Below are 23,045 nucleotides of genomic sequence, written 5' to 3' on the forward strand. Positions count from 1 at the left end.
GTCAGCGCTTCCCCCTGGTGAGGCTGGAGGCAACCTCGACGTTGATCGGGTTCTCGACACGCACCGCGATATTCTGGCCGCGCCGACCCATCTTCCCCGTGGTCACCGGAATTGAACCGCACCGAATCGAGATGTCGGAATCAGGCGTGGCATTCAGCATCAGCGTGTCGCCGACTTTGAAATTCAGCACGCTGGAGAGCGGAACCTGCTGCTCGTCCAGCACGGCACGGACCTCGGTGTCCGTGGTCCAGAGCTCGGTGGCCAGGTGGCCTTCCCAGATATTGTCACGGCCAAATTTCTCACCCATGAACTGCTGCAACAGCATCTTCCGGATCGGCTCCAGCGTGGCGTAGGGCAGCAACAGTTCGATGCGGCCGCCCCGGTCTTCCATATCGATGCGCAGCTTGACCAGAATGGCGGCATTGGCCGGCCGGGCGATGGCGGCGAAGCGCGGATTGGTCTCCAGCCGGTCGAGATTGAAATGCACCGGCGTCAACGGCTCAAACGCGGCCTGGGCATCGGCCAGAACCACCTCAACCATCCGCTGCACCAGAACCCGCTCGATCGTGGTGTAGGGTCGCCCCTCGATCCGCAGCGCCGCCGTGCCCCGACGCCCGCCCAGCAGCACGTCGACGATCGAATAGATCAGGTTGGAATCGACCGTCAGCAGGCCGTAGTTATCGAGCTCCTCAGCCCGGAACACCGCCAGGATCGCCGGCAGCGGGATCGAGTTCAGATAGTCGCCGAAACGGATCGACGAGATGTTGTCGAGGCTGACCTCGACGTTGTCCGAGGTGAAATTGCGCAGTGAGGTCGTCATCAGCCGCACCAGGCGGTCAAAGACGATCTCCAGCATCGGCAGCCGCTCGTAGCTGACCAGGGCCGAGTTGATGATGGCGCGAATGCCTGAGCGCTCCGACCCGTCGTCGTCTCCAAGATCGAAACCGAGCAGATTGTCGATTTCATCCTGGTTCAGAACGCGTTCAGCCATGCCCGAGCCAGCACCTTCGTCACCGATGTCGGTGGCGAACGGATCGGCCGGGGTTTCGTCTAGCGCAGTATCCGTCATCTACTGGACCAGCATTTCTTCGATCAGGACGGCGTCCACCTTGCCCGGTGCCGCAATCAGATTGACGCGCCTCAGCAGTTCGGCGCGCAGCTGAAAGGTGCCCGCCGAACCGGCCAGATCGTCCGGCCGGAGCTCGCGCAGGAAACTCTGGAACATGTCCTGCATCCGCGGGGCCTCGGTCTGCAGATGATACGCCAGATTGGGGTCAGCCATCTCCAGCGTCAGCTTCAACTTCAGGAAGGTGGGACGACCGTCGGCGGACTGGATGTTCACCACCATGTCGGGCAGCGTGAAGAAGGTAACACCGTCCGGCCCTTCGGCGATCGTGCCCAGGGCCGGATTGGCTTCACCACCGGCTGGCGCACCGTGCCCGCCGCTCTCCGCCTTTTTCTCGTGCCCGCCCTTGGCCGGTGCCCCGTGGGCGTCGCCGGCGGCCTCGGCATCGGCCGGCTTGGGCTTCATCAGGAAGAAGGCCGCACCACCACCGCCGCCCAGCACCAGCAAGGCGGCCGGGATGATGATGAAGAGGAGCGGAAGCTTCTTCTTGGCAGGCGCGCCCTCGGCAGCGGCATCTTCGCCCTCGGCGGCGGGCGGAGCTTCGCCCTCACCCGCCTCGGCGGCCTTGTCGCCCTTCTTTTTGCCGAATTTGAACATGCGCGACGCCCCGGAGAATCCCTGTGTCCAGTAGCGGGCCTTTTGGTTAACGGGACGTTGATAACCGGCAAATCCTGCCGGGTGAACGGAGGGTCCAATCCGGGATTGTTCCCGCCACCACTGCGTTAACCACTCTGGCACGACCATTGCGAGGGACGGGACAAAGGAGCTCGCCCCACTTGGAAAACGCCACCTACATCGGACTGTCCCGGCAAATGACCCTGCGGCGTGAGCTCGACGTCGTGGCGAACAACATCGCCAATGCCAACACCACCGGCTTCAAGGTCGAGCAGCTGCTGATCGGCACCGAGGTCGGGGCCCGGGCGCGCAATGACAATGTCCGCCCCAGCGTCAGCTTTGTGCTCGACAATGGTGTCGGCCGTGATTTCGGTCAGGGAGCCCTGACCCAGACGAGCCGACCGCTGGACTTCGCCATTGCAGGCGAAGGGGCCTTCTTCAAACTCCAGGACGGTGCCGGCGAGGCCTATACCCGCGACGGAGCCTTCACCCTCGATCCGGAGGGCCGTTTGACCACCCAGGGCGGCGTGCCGGTGCTGGGCGACGGCGGCGAGATCATCCTCAACCCGGCCATGGGCGAGATCGCCGTCGGGTCGGACGGAACCATAACCCAGAACGGCCAACTGGTCGGTCGTCTCAGCGTCGTCCGTTTCGACAGCCTGGCCGCGATCGAAAAGAGCGGTGACGGCCTGTATCGCAATCGCTCCAACGCCGTCGCCATCGATGCCACGGACGCCCGGATCCAGCAGGGCATGCTGGAAGCCTCCAACGTCAACTCGATCCTCGAGATCACCAACCTGATCGAGGTCAGCCGCGCCTACGAGACCATCACCCGGCTGATCGAACAGACCACCGACCTGTCCAAGCGCGCCGTCGAGCGCCTCGGACGGGTGAACTAAGGGAAGGCTGAACCATGCAAGCTCTCAGAACCGCGGCGTCCGGCATGGCCGCACAGGCGCTGAACGTGGAGGTCATCTCCAACAACATCGCCAACATGAACACGATCGGGTTCAAGCGGCAGCGGGCCGAATTTCAGGACCTGCTTTATCACAACGTCGAGCGCATGGGGGCTCAGTCCTCATCCCAGGGCACGGTGGTCCCGACCGGGATCCAGATCGGTGCCGGTGTAAAGGCAGGCAGCGTCTACCGCATCACCGACCAGGGCAGCCCCAGCCAGACCGGCGGGCGCTTCGACATGGCGATCAATGGGCGCGGCTATTTCCAGATCAATCTGCCCTCCGGTGAAACCGCCTTCACGCGAGCCGGCAACTTCTCTCTCAACGGGGAAGGCCAGTTGGTCACCGATGACGGCTATGCCGTCCAGCCGACCATTTCTATCCCGCAGGACGCGATCGACGTGGTGGTCTCCAAGACCGGCCTGGTCCAGGTTCTCACCCAGGGCTCGCCCGAGCCCCAGACGGTCGGCCAGCTGGAGCTCGCCACCTTTTTCAACGAGGCGGGCCTCGAAGCGGTCGGCGACAACCTGCTGCTGGAAACCGCCGCCTCCGGTCCGGCCACGACCGGGGCCCCGGGCGAAGCGGGCTATGGCCAGATTCTGCAAGGCTTCACCGAATCCTCGAACGTGGACGCCGTGTCCGAGATCAGCGCCCTGATCATCGCCCAGCGCGCCTATGAGATGAACTCCAAGGTCATCTCCACCGCCGACCAGATGCTGTCGGTGACGGCCCAGGTGAAGGGCTAGAATCATGCAGATCGTATCCCGCACCCTGATCGCCAGTGCCGCCCTGCTGATCGCCACATCGGCGCTGGCCGGACCGGTCACCCTGAAGGCCAACCCCGTCGACACCGACGGCCAGGTGACCTTCGGCGACATCTTCGACGGCGCAGGTGCGTCTTCGTCGGTCGTCGTTGCCCGCCGCAGCGGTCCATCCGTGGTGATGGAGGCCGGCCAACTGCAGAGCCTGGCGCGCCAGTCAGGACTGGAGTGGGACAATCCTCGCGGTCTGCGACGCGTGGTTATTCGCAGTGCAGACCTGTCCCCGTCCACCGCGGCCTCCACGGCGGCTCCGGCAGGCGTGGCTCCGGCCCCGACCACCGCCCGGTTTGTCGCACCCCCGCGGTCGGTGCGGGCCGAGCGGGTCATCTCCCGCAACGATATTGTCCAGGTCGTCTACATCGTCGGGGCTGTCCGTCTGACCATCAGCGGCCGGGCCATGGACAATGCCGCGGCCGGCGAACCCGTCGCCATCCGTAATCTTGATTCGGGCCGCACCATCGACGCCCTGGCGGTCAGCCCGGGTCAGGCTATCGCCGGCCCCGCCGCCCGTGCAGCCCGCGCCGCCCTCTAGGAATTCGTTGCCCGTCCGGGCCAGCCGAAAGACTGACTGTCATGCGTACAATCCTGACCATCACCACCGTCGCCCTCACCCTCGGAGCCTGCTCCTCGGCTATGGAGGCGGTGCGCGGCCCCGAACTGGCTCCGATCGGCTATCCTGCCGCCCTGGTTCCGACCCAACAGACCTATCTGCCGGCCCCCGAGGCCCGGCGCGCCGCCAGTGCCAACAGCCTGTGGCGCACCGGAGCCCGAACCTTCTTCGGTGACCAGCGTGCCCGTCGAATCGGTGACATCCTGACGGTGACGATCAACATCGACGACCAGGCCCAGACCCAGAACACCACGGCCCGCACCCGTACCAACGACATCGCGGGCGGCGTCTCGAACCTGTTCGGTCTTGAGAACAGCATCGGCCGGGCCTTCCCGGGCGGGTTTGATCCGGCCAACATGGTAGGCATGTCCGGATCGTCTAACGCGAACGGCTCCGGCTCGGTCAGCCGCTCGGAAAAGGTCTCCCTGACCATTGCCGCCGTCGTCACCGACGTCCTCGGCAACGGCAACCTGGTGATCCAGGGTCGGCAGGAAGTGCGCACCAACCGCGAGGTCCGCGAATTGACGGTTGCCGGCATCGTGCGCCCCGAGGACATTTCCTCGGCCAACACCATCGATCACACCCAGATCGCAGAGGCCCGCATCAGCTACGGCGGCCGCGGCGACATCAGTCGCGTCCAGGCCACCCCGGCTGCCCAGTCCCTGCTCGAACGTTTCAGCCCGTTTTGAGGCCTGCGCCTCCCCCACAGCCATGGGCGCGGGGGAGGTGATCCGGGAATAGACTCCCTCGCTGCGACCGAGCATTAGCGGTTTTGGCAAGCTGAGCCGTGAACCGTTAACGACTACCCGCGTTTGAGCTTCAGACGCGAGTATCAAATGTTCAAAATTCTTGTCCCTGCCGTCGCCGCCATGGGTCTGGTCGCTTTCGCTGCCCAGACCCGGACGCCGACCTATGATCTCACCGCCACGCCCGTCACCATGGGCTGGCACCTCAGCCATGAGGGCACGATGGCCAAGCTGGCTTATGGGGTGGCGAACTCCGACCAGTTGGCCCTGATGATGACCTGCGAGCCAGGCCGGTCCAGCGTGGTGGTCTATGGTGCGGTCCAGCCGATCGCCCCTCACCTGATCCAGGCCGTCGACCGCTCGGAGGAGCTGGATCCGCTTAGTGGTGGTGACGCGTCCGAAGTGCGTATTGCCCTGCGTGATCCTACCCTGCAATCGCTGGCCAGCCGTGGTGTTCTGCGTGTCCGCGGCGAGGCCGGAGACTTTGACCTGACAGCCGCTCCTGCCGAACAGCGGGTCGCCGCGAATTTTCTTGCCTATTGCGGTTCGGCCCGCGTCTGACCAAGTCTGTGGTTCTACGTCTCGGGGGAGCTGATGCATGACCGGCCTTACAGGCGTCGCCCTGACGCTTCTGATCCAGTTGACTGCGCCGTCTACACCCGGCTGGACCTGGACTCTCTATGACGATGATCCGCTGGTCCTGGCCAATGAGGTCCCGGATACGGCCCGCCTGCGATCGACCTTCGAATGCGAGCCCGGCTCCAGCGTCGTCCGCCTGTCCCTTTACCCGGCTGCTCCGGCCCACGGCTTTGCCCGGGTGACCGCCGGCGCGGCCGCGACAACGGCCGCGTTCGAGCCCGCCCGCGGTGACGGTCTGCGCCTGGTTCTGCGCAGCGATCATCCAGTCTTCGCCGCCTTTGCCGCCGATGGGCATCTGGATGTCATGATCGGAGAGGAGCGCCGCAATATTGAAGTTCAGCGAACGCACCTTGCCAAATTGCGCCGTTTCACCGAGCTTTGCACCAGCTGAAACGGATCCTCGCCATGCGCCTGCCTGTTCCCCTGCTGCTGAGCGGTCTTGCCCTGGGCGCAGCGGCCTGCGCGCCTGTAGCCGTCCCGGCCCCGACCCTGCTGGCTCCCGCCTACCCGACCGCCCCGGTCGCCAACTATGACTGGTACCTGCATGCGGACGGCGATGAGGCCAGCCTGGCCTATGGCCTGCGTGACAGCGACGACCTGCGGCTGGGCCTGGATTGTCGACGCGGCAGCGGCCGTCTGGCACTCAGCGCCGTCGGCGAGACCGGGGCCGCGCCGGAGATCAGCCTCGAGTCCGGCGGCGAGGCCGCTCGCTATTCTGCCACCACCGAGGCGTCCGAACTGGTCGACGGCGTGGTGTTGTCGGCCGCCGCTCCTGCCGCCGCCCCGGTGTTCCAGCGTTTTCAGGCCGTTGGCTGGCTCGCGCATCGCCAGGCCGACGACATCCACGCCTATGTCGCCCATCCGGGTTCAACGGCGCGGATCGCCCGCTTCTTCGCCTTTTGCGGCTAACTCCCGGCACCTCCCCCACAGGGAATACCGGTCCTGACGGTTGACGCGACACCCGCCCTCCGGTGCAGTCCACCTTGGATTTTGGGGAATGACACCATGAAACGCGCAATGATCGGGGCCGCCGCCCTTCTGACCGGCCTCGCCTGCGGCCTGCCGGCCCTGGCCCAGACGCCCCCGGTCGTGGCCCGGAGCACGCCCGCGCCGGCGGCATCTGACGCCCGCCTCGCCGGTGTCCTCGCCGACTATGAGGCCTTCCTGCGCGCCAACGATCCGATCACCGCCGGCTTGGATGGGGATCGCGAGGCCCTGTCCCGCCTGCCCGACCTCTCGCGCGCGGCCCAATTGGCGCGCCGCGCCCCGATCCAGGCCCTGCTGGACCGCGCTGAAGCGATCACGCCGGCACAGTTAAACGCCGCCGACGCCCGCAACCGCGCCTTCGTCCTGTTCCTGTTGCGCCGCGACCTGGAAGGGATCGCCCTCGATACGGGCCGGCTCGCCTTCAGCTCCGAAGGCGGTTTCGGCCAGACCGCCGCCTATATGGCTTCCTCGACCCGTATCGCCAACAAGGCCGACGCCGGAGCCTGGCTGGCCCGGCTCCAGGGCCTGCCGCAACTGTACGACGATACCCTGGCCGATGCCCGACGCGGCGTGGCCACCGGCATGGTCCAGCCTGCCTCCGTGGTCGAGAGCGCGATCTTGCTGGCCCGTACCGACGCGGCCCAGCCGCTCGACGAGGATGCCCTGCTCAAGCCCTTCACCGATCTACCCTCTAACATCACTGCGGCGGACCAGACGGCGCTGCGCGACCGGGCGCGGGCCGTGATCACCGACAGCATCGTGCCACGCCGGCAGGCCTGGCTGGCCTTTCTGACTGAAGAGGCCGCGCCGGCCGCGCCCGTGGAGCCCGGCCTCGGCCTGCGCCCGGGCGGTCGCGACATGTACGCTTATTTCGTGCGCGGCTTTACCACCACCGACCTGACCCCCGACCAGGTCCATCAGATCGGCGTCGAGGAAGTCGCCCGCATCCGCGCCCGCATGGAGAGCGAGATGCAGGCCGCGGACTGGACCGGCGATTTCGCCGGCTTCCTCGCCTTCCTGCGCACGGACCCGCAATTCTACGCCACCTCACGCGAGGACCTGCTGGAAAAGGCGTCGGAGATGGCCAAGCGCGCCGATGACCACCTGCCGGCCCTGTTCGGGACCCTGCCGCGCCTGCCCTACGGTGTGCGCCCGGTGCCGAGGGCCATCGAGGACAGCTACACCACCGGCCGCTACAACGGCGGCTCGATGAAGACCGGCGTGGCCGGCGGCTATATGGTCAACACCTCGCATCTGGACCAGCGTCCGCTGTACGAACTGCCGGCGCTGACCCTGCATGAGGCCGTGCCGGGACACCATCTGCAGATCGCCCTGCAGCAGGAGGCCGAGGACCAGCCCTATTTCCGGCGCGGGGCTGACGTCACCGCCTTCATCGAGGGCTGGGGCCTGTATTCGGAGTTCCTCGGCGAGGAGATGGGCTTCTACCGCACCCCCTACGAGCGGTTCGGTCGCCTCAGCTACGAGATGTGGCGTGCCTGCCGCCTGGTGGCCGACACCGGCCTGCACTGGATGGGCTGGAGCACCGAACAGGCCCGGGCCTGTTTCCGCGACAACTCGGCCCTGTCCCCGCTCAACATCGAGACCGAGCTGCAGCGCTATATCGGCTGGCCCGGCCAGGCCACGGCCTACAAGATCGGCGAAATCCGCTTGCGGGCCATCCGCGCCCGCGCTGAGGCGGCCCTGGGTGACCGTTTCGACATCCGGGCCTTCCACGACGCCCTGTTGGTCGATGGCCCGCTGCCGCTGGACCTGCTGGACGCGCGCATGGACGCCTGGATCGCCGAGCAGGCCATCAGGTAAGACCCAGTTCGGCCCGCGCCTTCTTCGTCAGCTTCGCCACGATCAGGGCGTGGGCCGTCCGCAGATGATCGGCCAGCTCGTCGTCGGGCCAGTCGGCCGGATCGTCCAGATGCACCCATTTGGCCTTCGCCAGATAGGGGGCTGGTCGCGCGTGGCCGGTTTCCGTCAGCACTTCATAGGCGATGTCCGAAACCTTGAACGACACGCCGCCCTTGCCACCGACCATGGCGAACATCTTGCCACCGACCTTGTAGGCGTCGTGATCGTCACCGAACGGATGATCCAGCGTCGCCGCCTTCAACGCCAGGCAGACTCTGCCGACCCCGGCCCGGTCCATTGTCAGGCTCCCACGCCGACGCCGATCGGACAGACCACGCCGGTGCCGCCGATACCGCAATAACCGTCCGGATTCTTGGCCAGATAGGCCTGGTGATAGCCCTCGGCGAAATAATACGGCCCGGCCGGCGCGATTTCGGTGGTGATGGTCCCCCGCCCCGCCGCCGCCAATGCAGCCTGATAGGCGTCGCGCGACGCCTCGGCCTCGGCCCTCTGGACGTCATTCAGATAATAGATGGCCGAACGATAGGTGGTGCCCACGTCATTGCCCTGACGCATGCCCTGGGTCGGGTCGTGATTTTCCCAGAACACCTTCAGCAGTTCGGTGAAACTGAGCTCGGCGGGATCAAACACCACCTGCACCACCTCGGCATGGCCGGTGCGGCCGGTGCAGGTCTCTTCGTAGGTCGGATTGGGCGTGATCCCGCCGGAATAGCCGACCGAGGTGACCCAGACGCCGGGCAACGACCAGAAGATCCGCTCCACGCCCCAGAAACAGCCCATGCCCAGTATCGCCGTCTCGAACCCCTGCGGATGCGGTCCCTGCAGCGGGTGTCCGCTGACGAAATGCCCCGCGTCGGTCGGCAGCGGTGTGTCCCGCCCCGGCAGGGCGGTGGCGGCATCAGGCAGGCCGGCGGTCTCGCGGATCGACATTTCACAACTCCAGAACAGGCTGCCGTCCATATAGGGACGGCAAACCGGCTTGCCGAGGGGGGCATGGTGGTCTATCAGCCTCGCCTCCGCCGGGACGACCCCCGGCGGCCTCGCCCAGGCGTGGAACGGACAGGTGGCGGAGTGGTCGATCGCGCACGCTTGGAAAGCGTGTGTACGTGAAAGCGTACCGAGGGTTCGAATCCCTCTCTGTCCGCCACACACGTCCTCACTGACATGCGTCCCTGCGTTTCAGGGCCACATCCCGACAGTCCTGCGGCTTGATCTGGGCCGGTAGTCCGTCTCAGGCGGCGACAGGCTTTGGTCTTGTCGGCGGGGGATTGGACGGTCGAGGCGGCTTCCCTTACATGCCGTCTGCACTTGATGCGGGCCCCGGTCCGCCGGGAACAGGCGGGACGGCATTGGCTCTTGATCAGACACAGTCCCGGACGACGGCGGCCCTGTTGGTGGCGGCCAGGCGCGAAGCGCGGGCCCTGGCGGACTTTCCTGGCCCTCGACCCGCATCGCTGGCCGAGGCCTATGCCATTCAGGATGCGGCGATCGCCGCCTGGCCGGATCGAATCGCCGGGTGGAAACTGGCCCGCATCGGGGCTCCGCATGACACGACCCATGGAGTCGGGCGTCTGGCGGGTCCGATCTTCGCCCGGCTGGTCCGGTCGGCGGGCTCGATGCCGGTGTCGGTCGAGGTGATCAGCGGGGGCTATACTGCGGTCGAAGCTGAATATGTGCTCGAGATCGGCGAAACCCCGCTCGGGCATGATGACTGGACCGCGGACAGCGCCGCCGGCCTGGTGAGCCGCGCCTTCACCGGGGTGGAGGTCGCCGGAAGTCCGTTCGCCGGGATCAATCAACACGGGCCCGCCGTTACGGCAGCGGATTTCGGCAACAATGCCGGCCTGGTTGTCGGTCAGGAGATCGCCGACTGGTCAAGCCGTTTGCCCGGCCTGCGCTGCGGGGTCAGCATCGATGGCCAGGTCTGCGGTGAAGGCGGGGCGGCAGCGATTCCCGGGGGACCGCTCGAGTCCCTGGCCTTTCTGCTCAATCACCTGCATCGCCGCGGGCGGACGCTGAAAAAGGGTGATCTCGTCTCGACCGGAGCTGCCGCAGGCGTCCATCCTATCGTCAAGGGTCAGACCGCACGGGCCGACTTCGGTACTGATGGCATCATCGACTGCCTGGCGGTCGCGGCAGAACCGGCGCGCTGACGAGAAGGTCTGCGAAAATGGCCGGCTAAATGCGGGTGGTGGCGAGGAAGCGTTCGCGGTCCAGTTCGGTGCGCCGGCGGACCTCGCTCAAGGCTTCGGACTCCGCAGCCTCAAGCATGGTTTCGAACAGCCGGTGGAAGTGGTCGCGCATGGCAACTCGCGCCGCGGCGGGATCCCGATTTCGCAGGGCCTCAAGAATAGCGGAATGCTCGTCGGCCCGTGCCTCACCGTCATGCTTGCAGACGCTGGCATAGACCCGTTTGACCCGCGGCAGTTCCGTGCGCATGCGCCAGATCATCTGGACGAAATACTCGATGACGGGATTGCCCGAAATCCGCGCGATCGTCAGATGGAACAGCCGATCTGCATCTTCGCCCTCGCTGTCGGTGCCGTTTTCCGCTCGGGACATCGACAGGATCAGTTCCTCGAGCTCATCGAGCTGGTCGTCCGTGATGTTCGCCGACGCCAGCGCTGCCGCCTCGGCTTCGATCACGGCGCGGGCTGCCGTAAGTTCGAACGCCGTGACATTGGGCAAGGCGTCAGGCCCGCCCTCCGGTCGCCGGGTGACATAAACCCCGGACCCGGTGCGGATGGAAATCCGGCCCTGGGCTTCCAGAGCGATCTCCGCCTCCCGGATGGTCACCCGACTCACATTGAAGCGTTCCGCGAGTTCACGCTCCCCGGGCAGCCGGGCTCCTACGGGAAAATCCCCTGAATCAATCAGGGTCCGGATCTCCCGGGCGATGGTTTGATAGAGTCGTTTCTCGGACATGCTTTTAGCCAGATATCACTTTGCGAACCCCAATGCTTCCATCATGACGGCCCCGGTTTGGGGCGGCGAGGACCAAACGCCGTTCAAGGCATCCGTGACCGTCGCGCGCCCCGCACCAGAGGATCAGAAGCGGTATCGCGCTCCGAGATAATACCGCGCACCGTAGGTGTTATATTCCCGCAGGCTGCCAGGTACCGGCATGTCGTGAATCCGCGGCTCGTCCGTCAGGTTCGAGGCTTCGAAGCTGAACGACAGATGGCTGTTCACCCGGTAGGAGGCCCGGAAGTCCAGCGTATCGGTGTCGCGGATGTAGCGGTTCTGGGACGGTCCCCCGACGAATTTCTGATAATATTCCGTCCGGGCCTTGTAGATGGCCTGCAGCTCCACCGGCCCGATCTCGTAATAGACCGATCCCGAGAAGACGTGGTTGGACAGGCCGAAGATGCCGGCCGACTCGATAATCCCGGGCGTGACAACCCCCGTCACCGGATCGACCTGGTCGCCCAGGCGCAGATCGTGGGTCTGGTAGTTGGAGTCGGCGTAGTTGTAGCTGGCCTTGACGCCCAGGCCGTCGAACGGGGCCGGCAGGTTCGAGAACCGGTGCGCGACCGTTAGCTCCAGGCCGAACAGGTCGCTGGTATCATCCGTCGCCGTATCGACCTGGACCGGGACCACGACGGGTGTGCCGCCGATAATGTAGGTCTCATTGGAAACGGTGGGCGCGAAGCCGCCGTTGAACTGCTTGTAGTAGATGGCGGCGCTGAACATGGAATCCGGGTTCGGATAATATTCCAGCGACAGGTCGGCGTTCCACGACAGCAGGGGCTCGGCCGCCGGATTGCCATTGGCCGTGATGTTGTTGATGGCATCCTCGACCGTGGGGAACGACAGGCCGCTTTCCAGGGTAATGGTCCGTCCGGCCCCCAGGGCGCTGGGATCAGGGCGCGACATCGCCCGGAACGCACCGACCCGCAACAGCAGATCATCCTTGAGCTCGAACGTACCGTTGAAGCTGGGCAGCCAGGCGTCGGAGCTGCCTTCGAAGGTCTGGGTCTCGAACGCCCCGGTCGACACCAGGGTGACGCTGCCATCGATGTTGTTGATGACATTCAGCCCACTCCGCAGGCCGCGCGAGGTGACGTCGGTGTTCACATAGCGAACCCCGAAATTGCCCGAGAACGGCAGATCGAACAGCATGGTGTCAAAGTCGGCCATCACATAGGCGGCGATGGTGCGTTCCTCGACATCCCGGTTGCTGATGGCGCGGGTATCGGCGTTGCGCCCGGTATCGGCGACCCCGGTCAGGGCCTCGAACAGACAAAGGGCATCGAACTGGGCCCAGCTGGTGATCGTGTTGCCGGAGGCGTTGGACAGGAAGTCGCTCTGGGCGAAATCACGACGGCAGGCCAGATTGGCCGCCCCGGTCTGAGCCGTCGTATAGCTCCGCTCAACCCGATCGTCGAAGTCGGTATAGGTCATGTCCGACAGGCGGGTACCGGCCTTGACGGTCGTGATGACACTGTTGTCACGCCTGTATTCAACGTCGACCCGCGCGGAGCGAACCTCATGCTCACGCACAAGTTCGTCGCGGCGAACCCGACCGTTGGTGCTGAAATTGTCGTGGTCGTTGAGGTCATACAGCGGATCGACCGTAATCGCGGGGATGTCGCTGTTGCGATAATCGAAGGTGTAGCCGACCCGGTTGGTGTTGATGACGCCGGGGACAACGACATTGTTCACGTCGCGATTAAACGAGCGCAGGCGCGTCTGCCGGTCCATCTCACTGCGATAGGTACTCGAATAGGCCAGGTCGCCGCTGATCGTCAGATTGTCGCGAACGTCCCATTTCACGCCCAGGCCGCCACCGTCATACTGCTCGTCCCGGATGCGGAAGGTCGGCGTGGATTCGATCGAACTGTTGCCGGTATAGAAGAGCAACACACCGTCAGCGCTGACGTCCCGGCTGTTCACGCCGCGCCGCGTTTCAGAGAAATTCAGGTCCTGTCGATCCTCGGTGTAGGTCCGCCGCGAGCTCTGATAGTCGAGGGAAAATTCCAGGACATCATTGGGACGCCACTGCAGGGCACCGAAGATGGCATCGCGCTGGTCATTCTCGATGAACTGGCGATAGGTGCGACTGCCGGGGATCAGATAGTAGGGCGTGCCCGACGCCACCTGGGCGGCCGAGACCTCGCTGCAGTTTGAGGTCGCCGAAACAGTCTGCGTGCCGTTGCAGGCGACCCATGTCGAACTGCTGGTGAACAGTTCCTCGGGATTGGTGGTTTCGAGAGACTGGATCCCCAGCGAGAGGCCCAGCATACCGGCCCCGCCGAGGTCGAACTGGTCCACATAGCTGGCTGTGCCGCGCCAGCCCGGGCCGGCCGGATCGTTCAGCTTTGAATCATAGTCAGCCCAGAGCGCCCGCCCCTCGAGCTGTATGCGCCGGCGCCCGAAGTCCAGCGGCTGGATCGTGCGCATATCGATGATGCCGGCCACCCCGCCTTCGATGAAGTCGGCCCGCTGGGTCTTGTAGATCGCGACGGTGTTGATCAGTTCGGACGGGAACTGGTTGAAATTCACCGACCTGTCACCGCTGCCGTTCGACGCCTCGCGGCCGTTGAAGGTGGCGAAGCCCAGGAAGGGACCGAGTCCCCGGATTGAAATCTCGGAGGCACCGCCCTTCTCGCGATGGGTCGAAGCTCCGGTGATGGTTTCGATCGCCTCGCCGATCGACGAGGCCGGCAGGTCGCCGATGTCGTCGGCCGACAGGATGTCCGCGACGATGTCGGCATTCCGCTTCTGGCTGATCGACGACTGCACCGAGGCGCGGAAGCCGGTAACGACGACCTCCTCCACCTGGGACGCGGACCCGGCAGGCGTCGCGTCCTGTGCCTGGGCCATGCCGACGCCAAAGGTCCAGGCCATGCCACACAGCAACGCCGCCTTCAGCGGGCGCCGGTTCGGCAAACGAGACAAATTCCGAACGTTCGATGACCGCATAATTACCTCCCCAGGACATGCCCGTTTTGACGGGCTTGCCGGAAGCTATGATGACGCGAACCGCGCAGTCAACCAATTTTCTTCATTTGGCTCACGAATTGGTCTATCTATTAACTATACCTCCGTAGCGATGCGGGCCGCCTGACCGGAAAATCAGTCCCCTCCCAGCCAATCATCCGCCATCATTCGGCACCTAGACCCACCAGGACTGAGGTCGCGCCCGCCACAACAGGCAATTGGTTGTCCCCTTTGTCAGCCGAATAGTTCATATTGGTTGACACTGAAATCCGGTTCGTTACGGTCCGGTCCGACGGCAAGGGACCAATCAGAGTTCTGAAAGCCGCCGCTGGGAGGGAGTATCCACCATGACTGTCCGGCTTTTTGTCGCCCTTTTTTGTCTGGTCTTCAGCGCCGCAACCGTGAATGCGGAATCAGCCCAGGCGATTTCGGCTGGACGCCTCGTCCGCACCCCGGCTGAATTCTCCAGCGCCATGCGCGCCGCGCGCCCGGGTGACACCATCGTATTGGCCGATGGCCAATGGCAGGATTTCCAGATGCTGGTCTCGGGCCAGGGTCAGGCCGCCCGTCCCATTACCGTGACCGCCCAGACTCCCGGGGGCGTCATCCTGACAGGCCAGTCGAACCTGCGCATCGCGGGCCGCTATCTGGTCGTCGCCAATCTGGTGTTCCGGGACGGCTACTCACCGACCGGTGAAGTGATCTCGTTCCGACGCAATCGCGAGGACCGGGCCACAGACAGTCGGGTGACCGGCATGGTCATCGACGGCTTCAGCAAGCCCGACCGCCGCGACTCGGACAACTGGGTCGCCCTGTACGGCCAGAATAACCGCTTCGATCACAATCATATCGTCGGCAAGACCAACGCCGGAACCACCCTGGTCGTGGTGCGCGACGCACAGCAGGGTCTGGCGAACCACCATCGCATCGATCACAACTATTTCGGTCCGCGGCCCAGCCTGGGCTCGAACGGCGGCGAAACCCTTCGTGTCGGCACCAGCCACGACGCCGAGTCCGACAGCTTCACCACGGTGGAGTTCAACTGGTTCGACCACTGCGACGGCGAGATCGAGATTATCTCGAACAAATCGGGGGCCAACGTCTATCGCGGCAATGTCTTCTTCGAATCGCGCGGGGCGCTGACCCTACGCCACGGCGACGGCAATCTGGTCGAAGACAATGTTTTCATCGGCAATGGCGTCGACCACACTGGCGGAATTCGCGTCATCAATCGCAATCAGACGATCCGCAACAACTACATGCAGGGCCTGATGGGAACGGGCTTCGCCAGCGCCCTGACCGTCATGTACGGCGTGCCCAACTCCCCGGCCAACCGCTATGTCCGGGTCGAGAATGCGGTGATTGAAAACAACACCATCATCGACTCCGCCAGCATCTTCCTGGGTGCCGGCATGGATGCGGAACGCTCGGCCGCGCCGGTGTCCAGCCGGATGGCCAGCAATCTTATCGTCAACGCCGACGGACGCGACCCCTTCCGCATCCAGGGCGACATGTCCGGACTGGCGCTTGAAGATAACATCCAGTCGCCGGACGGCCCTCCCCCCGCCCTGGCCGGCGTTCGTCGCGCTGCCGTAGAACTGGAGCGCAGCGCGGGCGGTCTACAGGTCCCGGTCAGCCTGAACGGCGTGGGCGCGAGAGCCGATCTGCGTGTCACCCGACGCCAGGACACCGGCGTCGCCTGGTATGTGAAGGGGGCCGACAGCGCCGCTTTCGATTCCGGCCGCACTATCCCGGTCGCGCCCGGTGACGACACCCTGACCGCAGCCTTCGTCTCGGCCCAGCCCGGCGACCAGCTGGTGCTGTCCCCCGGTGTCTACGTCGTCAACCAGGTGCTTGCGGTGTCCCGGGTCATCTCCGTCCGGGGGCCGGATGGCGGCGAGGCCATCGTGAATTTCAGCCGCCCGACCCTGTTCGAAATCGCACGCGGCGGGTCGCTGAAGCTCGGCGGCCTGACCATGAGCGGAGCACTTGCGCCGGACAGCGTCGGCAACGCCGTGATCCGCACCGGCCCCGGGGCCGCCAACTACCGGCTGGTGATCGAAGACAGCCGCTTCACCGACCTCAACGTGAACCGCGCCTTCGACGCCATTACCCTGACCAAGGGCACCACTGCCGACCAGATCATCCTGCGACACGTCCGCGCCGACCACATCAGCGGCTCGGTCCTCGCCGCCCATACCGAGACCGACGACCTCGGCTTCTACAACGCCGAAGGGGTCGAGATCGTCGATTCCAGCTTTTCCGACATCGCCGGGCCGGCGGTCGACCTCTATCGCGGGGGCACGGACGAAAGCACCTTCGGACCGCGCATCGTCGTGTCCGGTTCGACCTTCGAGCGCGTCGGCGCACGGCAGACTCCGCCGGTCGCGCTGGCTCTTCACGGCGTCCAGAACGCGCGGCTTTCGGACAATCGCTTCGTCGACGGCGGCGGCGTGCGCTTCTACCGCACTGTGGGTGCTCCCAGCCTCAGCGAGACCGGCACGACCGTGGATCGCGCGCCCGCGACCTGGACCAACCTTAGCCCGGGACCGGCCCAATGAACCGTCTGGTCCTGACCTTGCTGGCCGGTGCCGCCCTGCTGCCGCTGGCGGTGCCCCCCGTTGCGCACGCACAGGCAGCTTCGCCCCCATCGGCGTCCCGCTCCGATGCGACCGGTCCGGTTCTCGTATCCCCCGCCGACTGGCGGCGGATGGCCGAAGCCGGGGATCGTTATCCGATGTTCGCGCGGGAACGGATCCGGTTCGAGACCTCGGTGGCCGCGGCCATGGCGGCCGGCATCAATGTACCGGTTCCTGTCGATCCGGGCGGCGGCTTCACCCATGAGCAGCACAAGCGCAATCAGCGCGCCATCTACGAGGCCGGGACCCTGTACCGGCTGACCGGCGATGTCCGCTACGCCCATTTCGTGCGCGACATGCTGCTGGCCTATGCCGAGCTCTACCCGACTCTTGGGCCCCACCCGGTGACCCGCAGCAGCCGGCGCGGCCGGCTGTTCTGGCAGTCCCTCAACGACTCCGTCTGGCTGGTCTATTCTGTCCAGGGCTATGACGCCGTGCGCGACAGCCTGACTCCGGCCGAGCGCGAGACCATCGACACCGGCGTGTTCCGGCCGATGGCGCGATTTCTGTCGGACGGCAGCCCGCACGTCTTCAACCTGATTCACAATCACGCCACCTGGGCCGTCGCCGGCGTGGGCATGACCGGCTATGTGCTGCGCGATCAGGATCTGGTCGACAAGGCCCTGCTGGGTCTGGCCAAGGACGGGCAGGGCGGATTCCTGCGCCAGATCGACCGGCTGTTCTCGCCGGACGGCTACTACGAAGAGGGGCCGTACTATCAACGCTACGCCCTCGCGCCCTTCGTCATCTTCGCCCGTGCCATCGACCAGAACGAACCCGAACGGCAGATCTTCCAGCGTCGCGACGGCGTCCTGCTGAAGGCCGTCACCACCACGATCCAGAGCAGCTACGGCGGCTATTTCCTGCCGATCAACGACGCCATCAAAGACAAGGGGATCGACACCGAGGAATTGGTGTCCGGCGTCGCCGTCGCCTACGGCCGCACCGGTGATCCGACCCTGCTGTCGATCGCCCGACGTCAGGGTCGCACCCTGCTGTCGCCCGACGGTCTGGCCGTGGCCGAAGGTCTGGCGGCCAGCCGCGATCAGGCCTTTGCCTTCCGCTCGACCCGGCTGCGCGACGGCCCCGACGGCGACCACGGGGCCCTGGATATCCTGCGCGAAGGCGACGACCGGACCGGCCAGACCCTGGTGATGAAGAATACCGCCCAGGGTATGGGGCACGGCCACTACGACCGTCTCAACTGGCTGTTTTACGACAACGGCCATGAGGTGGTGACCGACTATGGCGCGGCCCGTTTCCTGAACATCGAGGCCAAGGCCGGGGGTGTCTATCTGCCCGAAAACGACTCCTGGGCCAGCCAGACGATCGCTCACAACACCCTCGTGGTGGATGGGCGCAGCCAGTTCGACGGCGACCTCGAAACCGCTGAGGCGCACTGGCCCAACACCGGCCTGTTTGTCACGGACGACGGCCTGCAGATTGCCTCGTCGCGGATGGTGGGTGCCTATGAGGGTGTCGTATTCGACCGTTCGCTGATGCTGGTCCGGCATCCTGATCTGCCCCTGCCGGTCGCCATCGACCTTTTGCGCGCGCGCTCGGACAGCCCGGTCCGCTACGATCTGCCGCTGCATTTCAACGGCCACATCATGACCGTCGGATTTGAAGCCCGACGCAATCTCGAGGCGCGTCCAGTGCTGGGCGAGGCAGCGGGTTACCAGCATCTCTGGGTCGATGGCATCTCGCCGGTGGCCGAGACCCAGCGCAGTCTGACCTGGCTGCTGGACGGGCGGTTCTACAGCTATCGCTTCGGGGCCAGCGCCCCGAGCCAGGCCCTGCTGGTCGAGAGCGGCGCCAATGACCCCGACTTCAACCTGCGCCGCGAACCGGCCCTGATCCAGAGAACCGAAGGGCAGGCCAACGTCAGATTCTTCAGCGTTCTGGAGCCGCACGGTCGTTACGACGGCACGGTCGAGACGGTGACCGGATCGCACAGCCGGATCGCCTCGATCGAACAGGGCGCGAGCAACGACGCCGACGTCGTGGTGCTGACCCTGACGTCCGGCGCGGTGCTGGCCATCGGCCTGGCCGGCGACAGCAGTTCAACCGCCACCCATCGGGTCACGGTCGACGGACAAACCTACCAATGGTCGGGCACCCATGCGCGCTTCGATCGATAGAGGCCGGCGCGCGGGCAACCGCGACGACCGACCCGAAACAGGGAAGACACGGCCATGAAGACCACGAGGCTGAGGTGGGTGATCGTCGCGTTGATCGCGATCGGCACCGTCATCAACTACATCGACCGCAACGCCATGGCCGTGATGTGGCCGGAGATTTCGGCCGACATCGGCGCGACCAAGGAGCAGTACGCGCTGCTCGTCACAGTGTTCATGCTGTTCTACGCTGCCGGCCAGTTCGCCTTTGGCCGGATATTCGACAAGATCGGGGTCCGGATGGGCTTTGCCCTGTCGATCGTGACCTGGTCGATCTCGATCATGCTGCACGCGACCGCCAACTCGATCCTGTCGTTCAGCATCTTCCGGGCCATGTTGGGCCTGTCCGAGGCTGGTGCCTGGCCTGGCGCGGTCAAGGCCAATGCCGAATGGTTCCCGCCGCGTGAGCGGGCCCTGGCCCAGGGCGTTTTCAATGCCGGTGCGTCGATCGGGGCGATTGTCTCGGCCCCCTTGATCGCCCTGCTGTTCCTGAGCTTCGGCTGGAAAGGGACCTTTCTCCTGGTTGGCCTGCTCGGTTTCGTCTGGCTGCTGCCGTGGCTGATCATCTACAAGTCCGGCCCGGCGACCCATCCCTGGGTCAGCGCCGCCGAACGGGCGTTGATCCTGGACGCGCCCGTCGACGCCGCCGCCGTCGCCGAATCCAGACCCGCCTATGTGCCCAACCTGCGTCAGCTGCTGTCGCATCGTCAGAGCTGGGCCATCATCGGGGCCCGCTTCTTCCTCGACCCGATCTGGTGGCTGTTTGTCTCCTGGCTGCCGATCTATCTGGCCGAGACCTTCGGTTTCGACGTCAAACAGATTGGTCTGTTCGCCTGGGTGCCCTTCGTCGGCGCCATGATCGGCAGCCTGCTTGGTGGCTGGCTCTCCGGGGTGTTGATCCGGTCAGGCTGGACGGTGAACCGGGCCCGCAAGATCGTCGTTACGGTGGGTGGGGCCATCATGGCCCCGGCCCTGATCGCCGCGCCGCAGGCGGCGGACCCGACCTCGGCCGTGTTGATCATTGCGGCGGTGTTGTTCGGCTTCCAGATTGCCATCGGCAATATCCAGACCCTGCCCGCTGACGTGTTTGATCGCCGGTCGGTGGGATCGCTGGCCGGTGCCGGCGGCATGGCCGCTGTGGCGGGCACGTTGATCATCACCTGGCTGGTCCCGGTTATGACCCGGGTCTCCTACGGACCGATCTTCCTGCTGGTCGCGGCCCTGGTGCCGCTGTCGCTTCTGTTCGTCTGGTTCGTCAGCGGCCGCTTCGAGCCCGTACAGCCGGCAACTGAATCCTCCTCCCTTTCTCCCAAGGATCACTGAATGACCCTCCAGAACAAAGTCGCCATCGTCACCGGCGGTGGCCGCGACATCGGCCGCGAAGTGTCGCTTAAACTCGCCGCCGAGGGGGCCCGCGTCTGCATCAATTTCGCCAATGACGCCGACAGTGCCGCCGAAACCCTGCGGCTGGTCAAGGCCGCGGGCGGACAGGCGATCCTGCATCGGGCCGACGTGACACGCGCGGCCGAGGTCGACGGGCTGGTCTCCGCCTGCCGCGCGGCGTTCGGGGAGGGCGTCGACATCCTGGTCAATCTGGCCGGAGGCATGGTGGCCCGCAAACCCCTGCTCGAGATGGACGAAGCCTTCTTCGACCAGGTGATGAACCTGAATGTGAAGTCGGCCTTCTTGATGACTCGGGCCGTGGTGCCGTTGATGTCGGCCGGTGGCTCGATCATCAATTTCTCGTCGCTGGCCGCCCGTGATGGCGGTGGGCCCGGGGCCGCCGCCTATGCCATGTCAAAAGGGGCCGTCACCACCTTCACCCGGTCGATGGCCAAGGAGCTGGGGCCCAAGGGCATTCGCGTCAACGCCCTGTGCCCCGGCATGATCAGCACCAGCTTCCACGACATCTTCTCCAAGGATGAGGTGCGCAAGGCGGTGGCCGGATCTACGGCCCTGCGGCGCGAGGGCAAGGCCAGTGAGGTCGCCGCGGCCACAGCCTTCCTCGCCTCGGAGGCGGCAGCTTTCATCACCGGGGCCAATATCGATATCAATGGCGGTCTCTATTTTTCCTGATGAGCCCGTCATGTCCGTAGCCGCACCCTTGTCGCCGAAACTCTCGCCGAAAATGCCCGGCGAATGCCGGTGGGATTGCCTCGCCTTGGGCGAGGTCATGCTCCGGTTCGACCCGGGCGAGGACCGGGTGCGCACAGCCCGGTCCTTTCGCGTCTGGGAAGGCGGCGGCGAGTACAATGTCGCCCGCAGTCTGCGCCGGACCTTCGGCTGGCGCACTGCGATCGCGACCGCCTTGCCGCGCACTGAGCTCGGCGCGCTGGCCGAGGACCTGATCCTTCAGGGGGGCGTCGACATGAGTCCGGTCGTCTGGCGCGAGGCCGATACAATCGGTCGTGACACCCGCATGGGCCTGAACTTTACCGAGCGCGGCTTTGGCGTTCGCAGTGCCCTGGGCTGTTCCGATCGCGCCAACTCCGCCGCATCGCAGCTGGCCCCCGGCGAGATTGACTGGGACGCCCTGTTTGGCCGCGACGGCGTGCGCTGGCTGCACACCGGCGGGGTCTTCACGGCGCTGTCGTCCTCGGCAGCCGCGATCACGCTGGAAGCCGTGACGGCGGCCCGACGGCATGGCACCGTGGTGTCCTTCGATCTGAACTACCGCCCCAGCCTGTGGGTCAGCCACGGAGACCCGGAGGCGCTACGCGAGGTGAACCGCGAGATCGTGTCGAACTGCGACGTGCTGTTCGGGGACGAACTGGCCATTGCCGGTTGTCTGGGCGAGGCCAACGCCCCGGCCGCCCGGGAGACGCCGACGGACCGGCGGCCGTTTGATCACAGTGTCGATCAACTGCTGGCCCGCTACCCACAGCTGTCTGTGGTGGCGGCCACGCTTCGCGACCCGGTGACGGCGTCGCGCAACGGATGGGGCGGCCTGATCCGGGACGGCGACGTCCGCCATGCCTCCCGCTACATCGAGGATCTCGAAATCCTCGACCGCGTCGGGGGTGGAGACGCCTTCGCCGCCGGGGTCATCCACGCCCTGCTTTCAGACTTCGGTGCGCAGGCCGCGGTCGACTGGGGCATGGCCCACGGGGCACTGGCCATGACCACGCCCGGCGACACCGCCGTGAGCTCTGTCGGCGAAATCATCCGGTTTCTGGGTTCCACCGGCGCTGCAACCGTTCGCTAGGCGTTATCCGGAGCAACCCTCAATTCGGGAGACCGTCGGCGATCGATCGCCCCCACCGCCGAACCGCCCGGTCTCCCCGGCTCCCGGGGCGGCCGGGCATGGTCCTAGAACGGCATCTTCAGGTTGATGCCGGCGGTGTGGTTGTGGACGCCGTCTCTGAGCTCGGCGGTGTAGCCGACGCGCACTTCCAGACCACTGGCCCGGGCCACACGCAGTCCGGCCCCGAGGTGCAGCGCCTGACGATCCAGGGCGGTGGCGATCAGGGCTGGATCGGCGGCCGGATTGGCCCCCAGCAGCCGCATCGGCAGCACCAGCTGGTCGTCCGAGCGGAACCCCTGGCCGACGGTGAAGGTCGCCGCCGCATAGCCGCGCGCGTCGTCCTGCATCGTCACCCCCACGGCCAGCTCCGGCGTGACCGACCCGATGTACTGGGTCTCCTGCAGCACCTCGACGCCGAGCCCGTCCAGACCGGTCTCGGTCAGGCCGGCGTGGTGCAGGGCCGTATAGGTGGCGTTCAGGGCCGGACGCAGGAACATCGCGCCGTGGGTGAACATCCGGGCCGCATGGGCCTCGAGCTGGACGTAGCCGGTCTCGGGGCTGGACTGGCCGACGCCGGGCTGGAACACGTTCAACTGACGCTGTGTCTCCAGCCACTGCCAGCCGCCACTCAGCGACACGCCGACGTCGCCGCAGCCTACTC

21 protein-coding genes and 1 tRNA gene are annotated in these 23,045 nt (G+C 65.7%); 15 read left to right on the forward strand and 7 right to left on the reverse strand.

The genetic code is table 11. The features are described from left to right. Nucleotide 1: 1 nt before the first annotated feature. Together fliM and AAC067_RS09465 are read right to left on the reverse strand one after the other, a co-directional pair. On the reverse strand, nt 2-1,069 hold the full coding sequence (gene fliM, locus AAC067_RS09460) for a flagellar motor switch protein FliM (RefSeq protein WP_339931861.1): 1,068 nt from the start codon (nt 1,067-1,069) through the stop codon (nt 2-4). Further along, nucleotides 1,070-1,723 carry a flagellar basal body-associated FliL family protein gene (locus AAC067_RS09465; RefSeq protein WP_339931863.1) on the reverse strand — a complete coding sequence of 218 codons (654 nt, stop codon included), beginning with the start codon at nt 1,721-1,723 and terminating at the stop codon, nt 1,070-1,072. A gap of 179 nt (nt 1,724-1,902) precedes the next feature. On the opposite strand from AAC067_RS09465, the gene flgF reads away from it, so the two are divergent. The 8 genes from flgF to AAC067_RS09505 all read left to right on the forward strand — a co-directional run bounded on the left by flgF (nt 1,903) and on the right by AAC067_RS09505 (nt 8,321). After that, a complete protein-coding gene (gene flgF / locus AAC067_RS09470) occupies nt 1,903-2,640 on the forward strand; it encodes a flagellar basal-body rod protein FlgF (RefSeq protein ID WP_339931865.1) in 738 nt (245 codons plus the stop codon). 14 nt (nt 2,641-2,654) lie between these two features. Continuing rightward, entirely contained in the window at nt 2,655-3,443 is a 789-nt protein-coding gene (gene flgG / locus AAC067_RS09475) for a flagellar basal-body rod protein FlgG (RefSeq protein ID WP_339931867.1), read from the forward strand. A gap of 4 nt (nt 3,444-3,447) precedes the next feature. Continuing rightward, nucleotides 3,448-4,050: a flagellar basal body P-ring formation chaperone FlgA gene (gene flgA / locus AAC067_RS09480; protein ID WP_339931869.1), complete on the forward strand. Its 603-nt coding sequence runs from the start codon at nt 3,448-3,450 to the stop codon at nt 4,048-4,050. Nucleotides 4,051-4,091: 41 nt separating this feature from the next. Continuing rightward, complete coding sequence (gene flgH, locus AAC067_RS09485) at nt 4,092-4,817, forward strand: flagellar basal body L-ring protein FlgH (RefSeq protein WP_339931871.1); 726 nt, start codon at nt 4,092-4,094, stop codon at nt 4,815-4,817. A gap of 147 nt (nt 4,818-4,964) precedes the next feature. Beyond that, nucleotides 4,965-5,435, forward strand: a complete 471-nt coding sequence (locus tag AAC067_RS09490) for a hypothetical protein (protein ID WP_339931873.1) — start codon at nt 4,965-4,967, stop codon at nt 5,433-5,435. A gap of 37 nt (nt 5,436-5,472) precedes the next feature. Then, nucleotides 5,473-5,904, forward strand: coding sequence for a hypothetical protein (locus AAC067_RS09495; protein ID WP_339931875.1), 432 nt, complete (start codon nt 5,473-5,475; stop codon nt 5,902-5,904). 14 nt (nt 5,905-5,918) lie between these two features. Further along, nucleotides 5,919-6,422 (forward strand): hypothetical protein, encoded by a 504-nt coding sequence (locus AAC067_RS09500; RefSeq protein ID WP_339931877.1) that lies wholly within the window; start codon nt 5,919-5,921, stop codon nt 6,420-6,422. A gap of 96 nt (nt 6,423-6,518) precedes the next feature. Next, nucleotides 6,519-8,321 carry a DUF885 family protein gene (locus AAC067_RS09505; protein WP_339931878.1) on the forward strand — a complete coding sequence of 601 codons (1,803 nt, stop codon included), beginning with the start codon at nt 6,519-6,521 and terminating at the stop codon, nt 8,319-8,321. Here the strand turns inward: AAC067_RS09505 and AAC067_RS09510 are convergent. Next, nucleotides 8,314-8,658 carry an MmcQ/YjbR family DNA-binding protein gene (locus tag AAC067_RS09510; RefSeq protein WP_339931880.1) on the reverse strand — a complete coding sequence of 115 codons (345 nt, stop codon included), beginning with the start codon at nt 8,656-8,658 and terminating at the stop codon, nt 8,314-8,316. The two genes, AAC067_RS09505 and AAC067_RS09510, sit on opposite strands and share 8 nt — an antisense overlap. A gap of 2 nt (nt 8,659-8,660) precedes the next feature. After that, nucleotides 8,661-9,311 carry a peptide-methionine (S)-S-oxide reductase MsrA gene (msrA, locus tag AAC067_RS09515; RefSeq protein WP_339931882.1) on the reverse strand — a complete coding sequence of 217 codons (651 nt, stop codon included), beginning with the start codon at nt 9,309-9,311 and terminating at the stop codon, nt 8,661-8,663. Nucleotides 9,312-9,438: 127 nt separating this feature from the next. On the opposite strand from msrA, the gene AAC067_RS09520 reads away from it, so the two are divergent. Further along, nucleotides 9,439-9,528: transfer RNA gene (locus AAC067_RS09520), tRNA-Ser, on the forward strand. 202 nt (nt 9,529-9,730) lie between these two features. After that, nucleotides 9,731-10,534 (forward strand): 2-keto-4-pentenoate hydratase, encoded by an 804-nt coding sequence (locus tag AAC067_RS09525; RefSeq protein WP_339931884.1) that lies wholly within the window; start codon nt 9,731-9,733, stop codon nt 10,532-10,534. 25 nt (nt 10,535-10,559) lie between these two features. Here the strand turns inward: AAC067_RS09525 and AAC067_RS09530 are convergent, their stop codons facing one another. Beyond that, on the reverse strand, nt 10,560-11,306 hold the full coding sequence (locus AAC067_RS09530) for a FadR/GntR family transcriptional regulator (RefSeq protein ID WP_339931886.1): 747 nt from the start codon (nt 11,304-11,306) through the stop codon (nt 10,560-10,562). A gap of 123 nt (nt 11,307-11,429) precedes the next feature. After that, nucleotides 11,430-14,273, reverse strand: coding sequence for a TonB-dependent receptor (locus tag AAC067_RS09535; RefSeq protein WP_339931888.1), 2,844 nt, complete (start codon nt 14,271-14,273; stop codon nt 11,430-11,432). Between the two features lie 398 nt (nt 14,274-14,671). On the opposite strand from AAC067_RS09535, the gene AAC067_RS09540 reads away from it, so the two are divergent. The 5 genes from AAC067_RS09540 to AAC067_RS09560 are packed head-to-tail and all read left to right on the forward strand — an operon-like array spanning nt 14,672 to nt 22,345. Further along, nucleotides 14,672-16,885 carry a polysaccharide lyase 6 family protein gene (locus AAC067_RS09540; RefSeq protein ID WP_339931890.1) on the forward strand — a complete coding sequence of 738 codons (2,214 nt, stop codon included), beginning with the start codon at nt 14,672-14,674 and terminating at the stop codon, nt 16,883-16,885. Next, nucleotides 16,882-19,104: a heparinase II/III family protein gene (locus AAC067_RS09545; protein ID WP_339931892.1), complete on the forward strand. Its 2,223-nt coding sequence runs from the start codon at nt 16,882-16,884 to the stop codon at nt 19,102-19,104. The genes AAC067_RS09540 and AAC067_RS09545 overlap by 4 nt, the downstream gene beginning before the upstream one ends. A 54-nt stretch (nt 19,105-19,158) precedes the next feature. Then, nucleotides 19,159-20,463 carry an MFS transporter gene (locus AAC067_RS09550; RefSeq protein WP_339931894.1) on the forward strand — a complete coding sequence of 435 codons (1,305 nt, stop codon included), beginning with the start codon at nt 19,159-19,161 and terminating at the stop codon, nt 20,461-20,463. Beyond that, nucleotides 20,464-21,216: a glucose 1-dehydrogenase gene (locus AAC067_RS09555; protein WP_339931896.1), complete on the forward strand. Its 753-nt coding sequence runs from the start codon at nt 20,464-20,466 to the stop codon at nt 21,214-21,216. A gap of 10 nt (nt 21,217-21,226) precedes the next feature. Next, the gene (locus AAC067_RS09560; protein WP_339931898.1) at nt 21,227-22,345 is read left to right on the forward strand and encodes a sugar kinase; all 1,119 of its coding nucleotides are present in this window, start codon (nt 21,227-21,229) and stop codon (nt 22,343-22,345) included. A gap of 104 nt (nt 22,346-22,449) precedes the next feature. Here the strand turns inward: AAC067_RS09560 and AAC067_RS09565 are convergent, their stop codons facing one another. Then, nucleotides 22,450-23,022: an autotransporter outer membrane beta-barrel domain-containing protein gene (locus AAC067_RS09565; protein ID WP_339931900.1), complete on the reverse strand. Its 573-nt coding sequence runs from the start codon at nt 23,020-23,022 to the stop codon at nt 22,450-22,452. Nucleotides 23,023-23,045: the final 23 nt, after the last annotated feature.

This window comes from uncultured Brevundimonas sp. (assembly GCF_963977465.1).
Lineage (GTDB): Bacteria > Pseudomonadota > Alphaproteobacteria > Caulobacterales > Caulobacteraceae > Brevundimonas.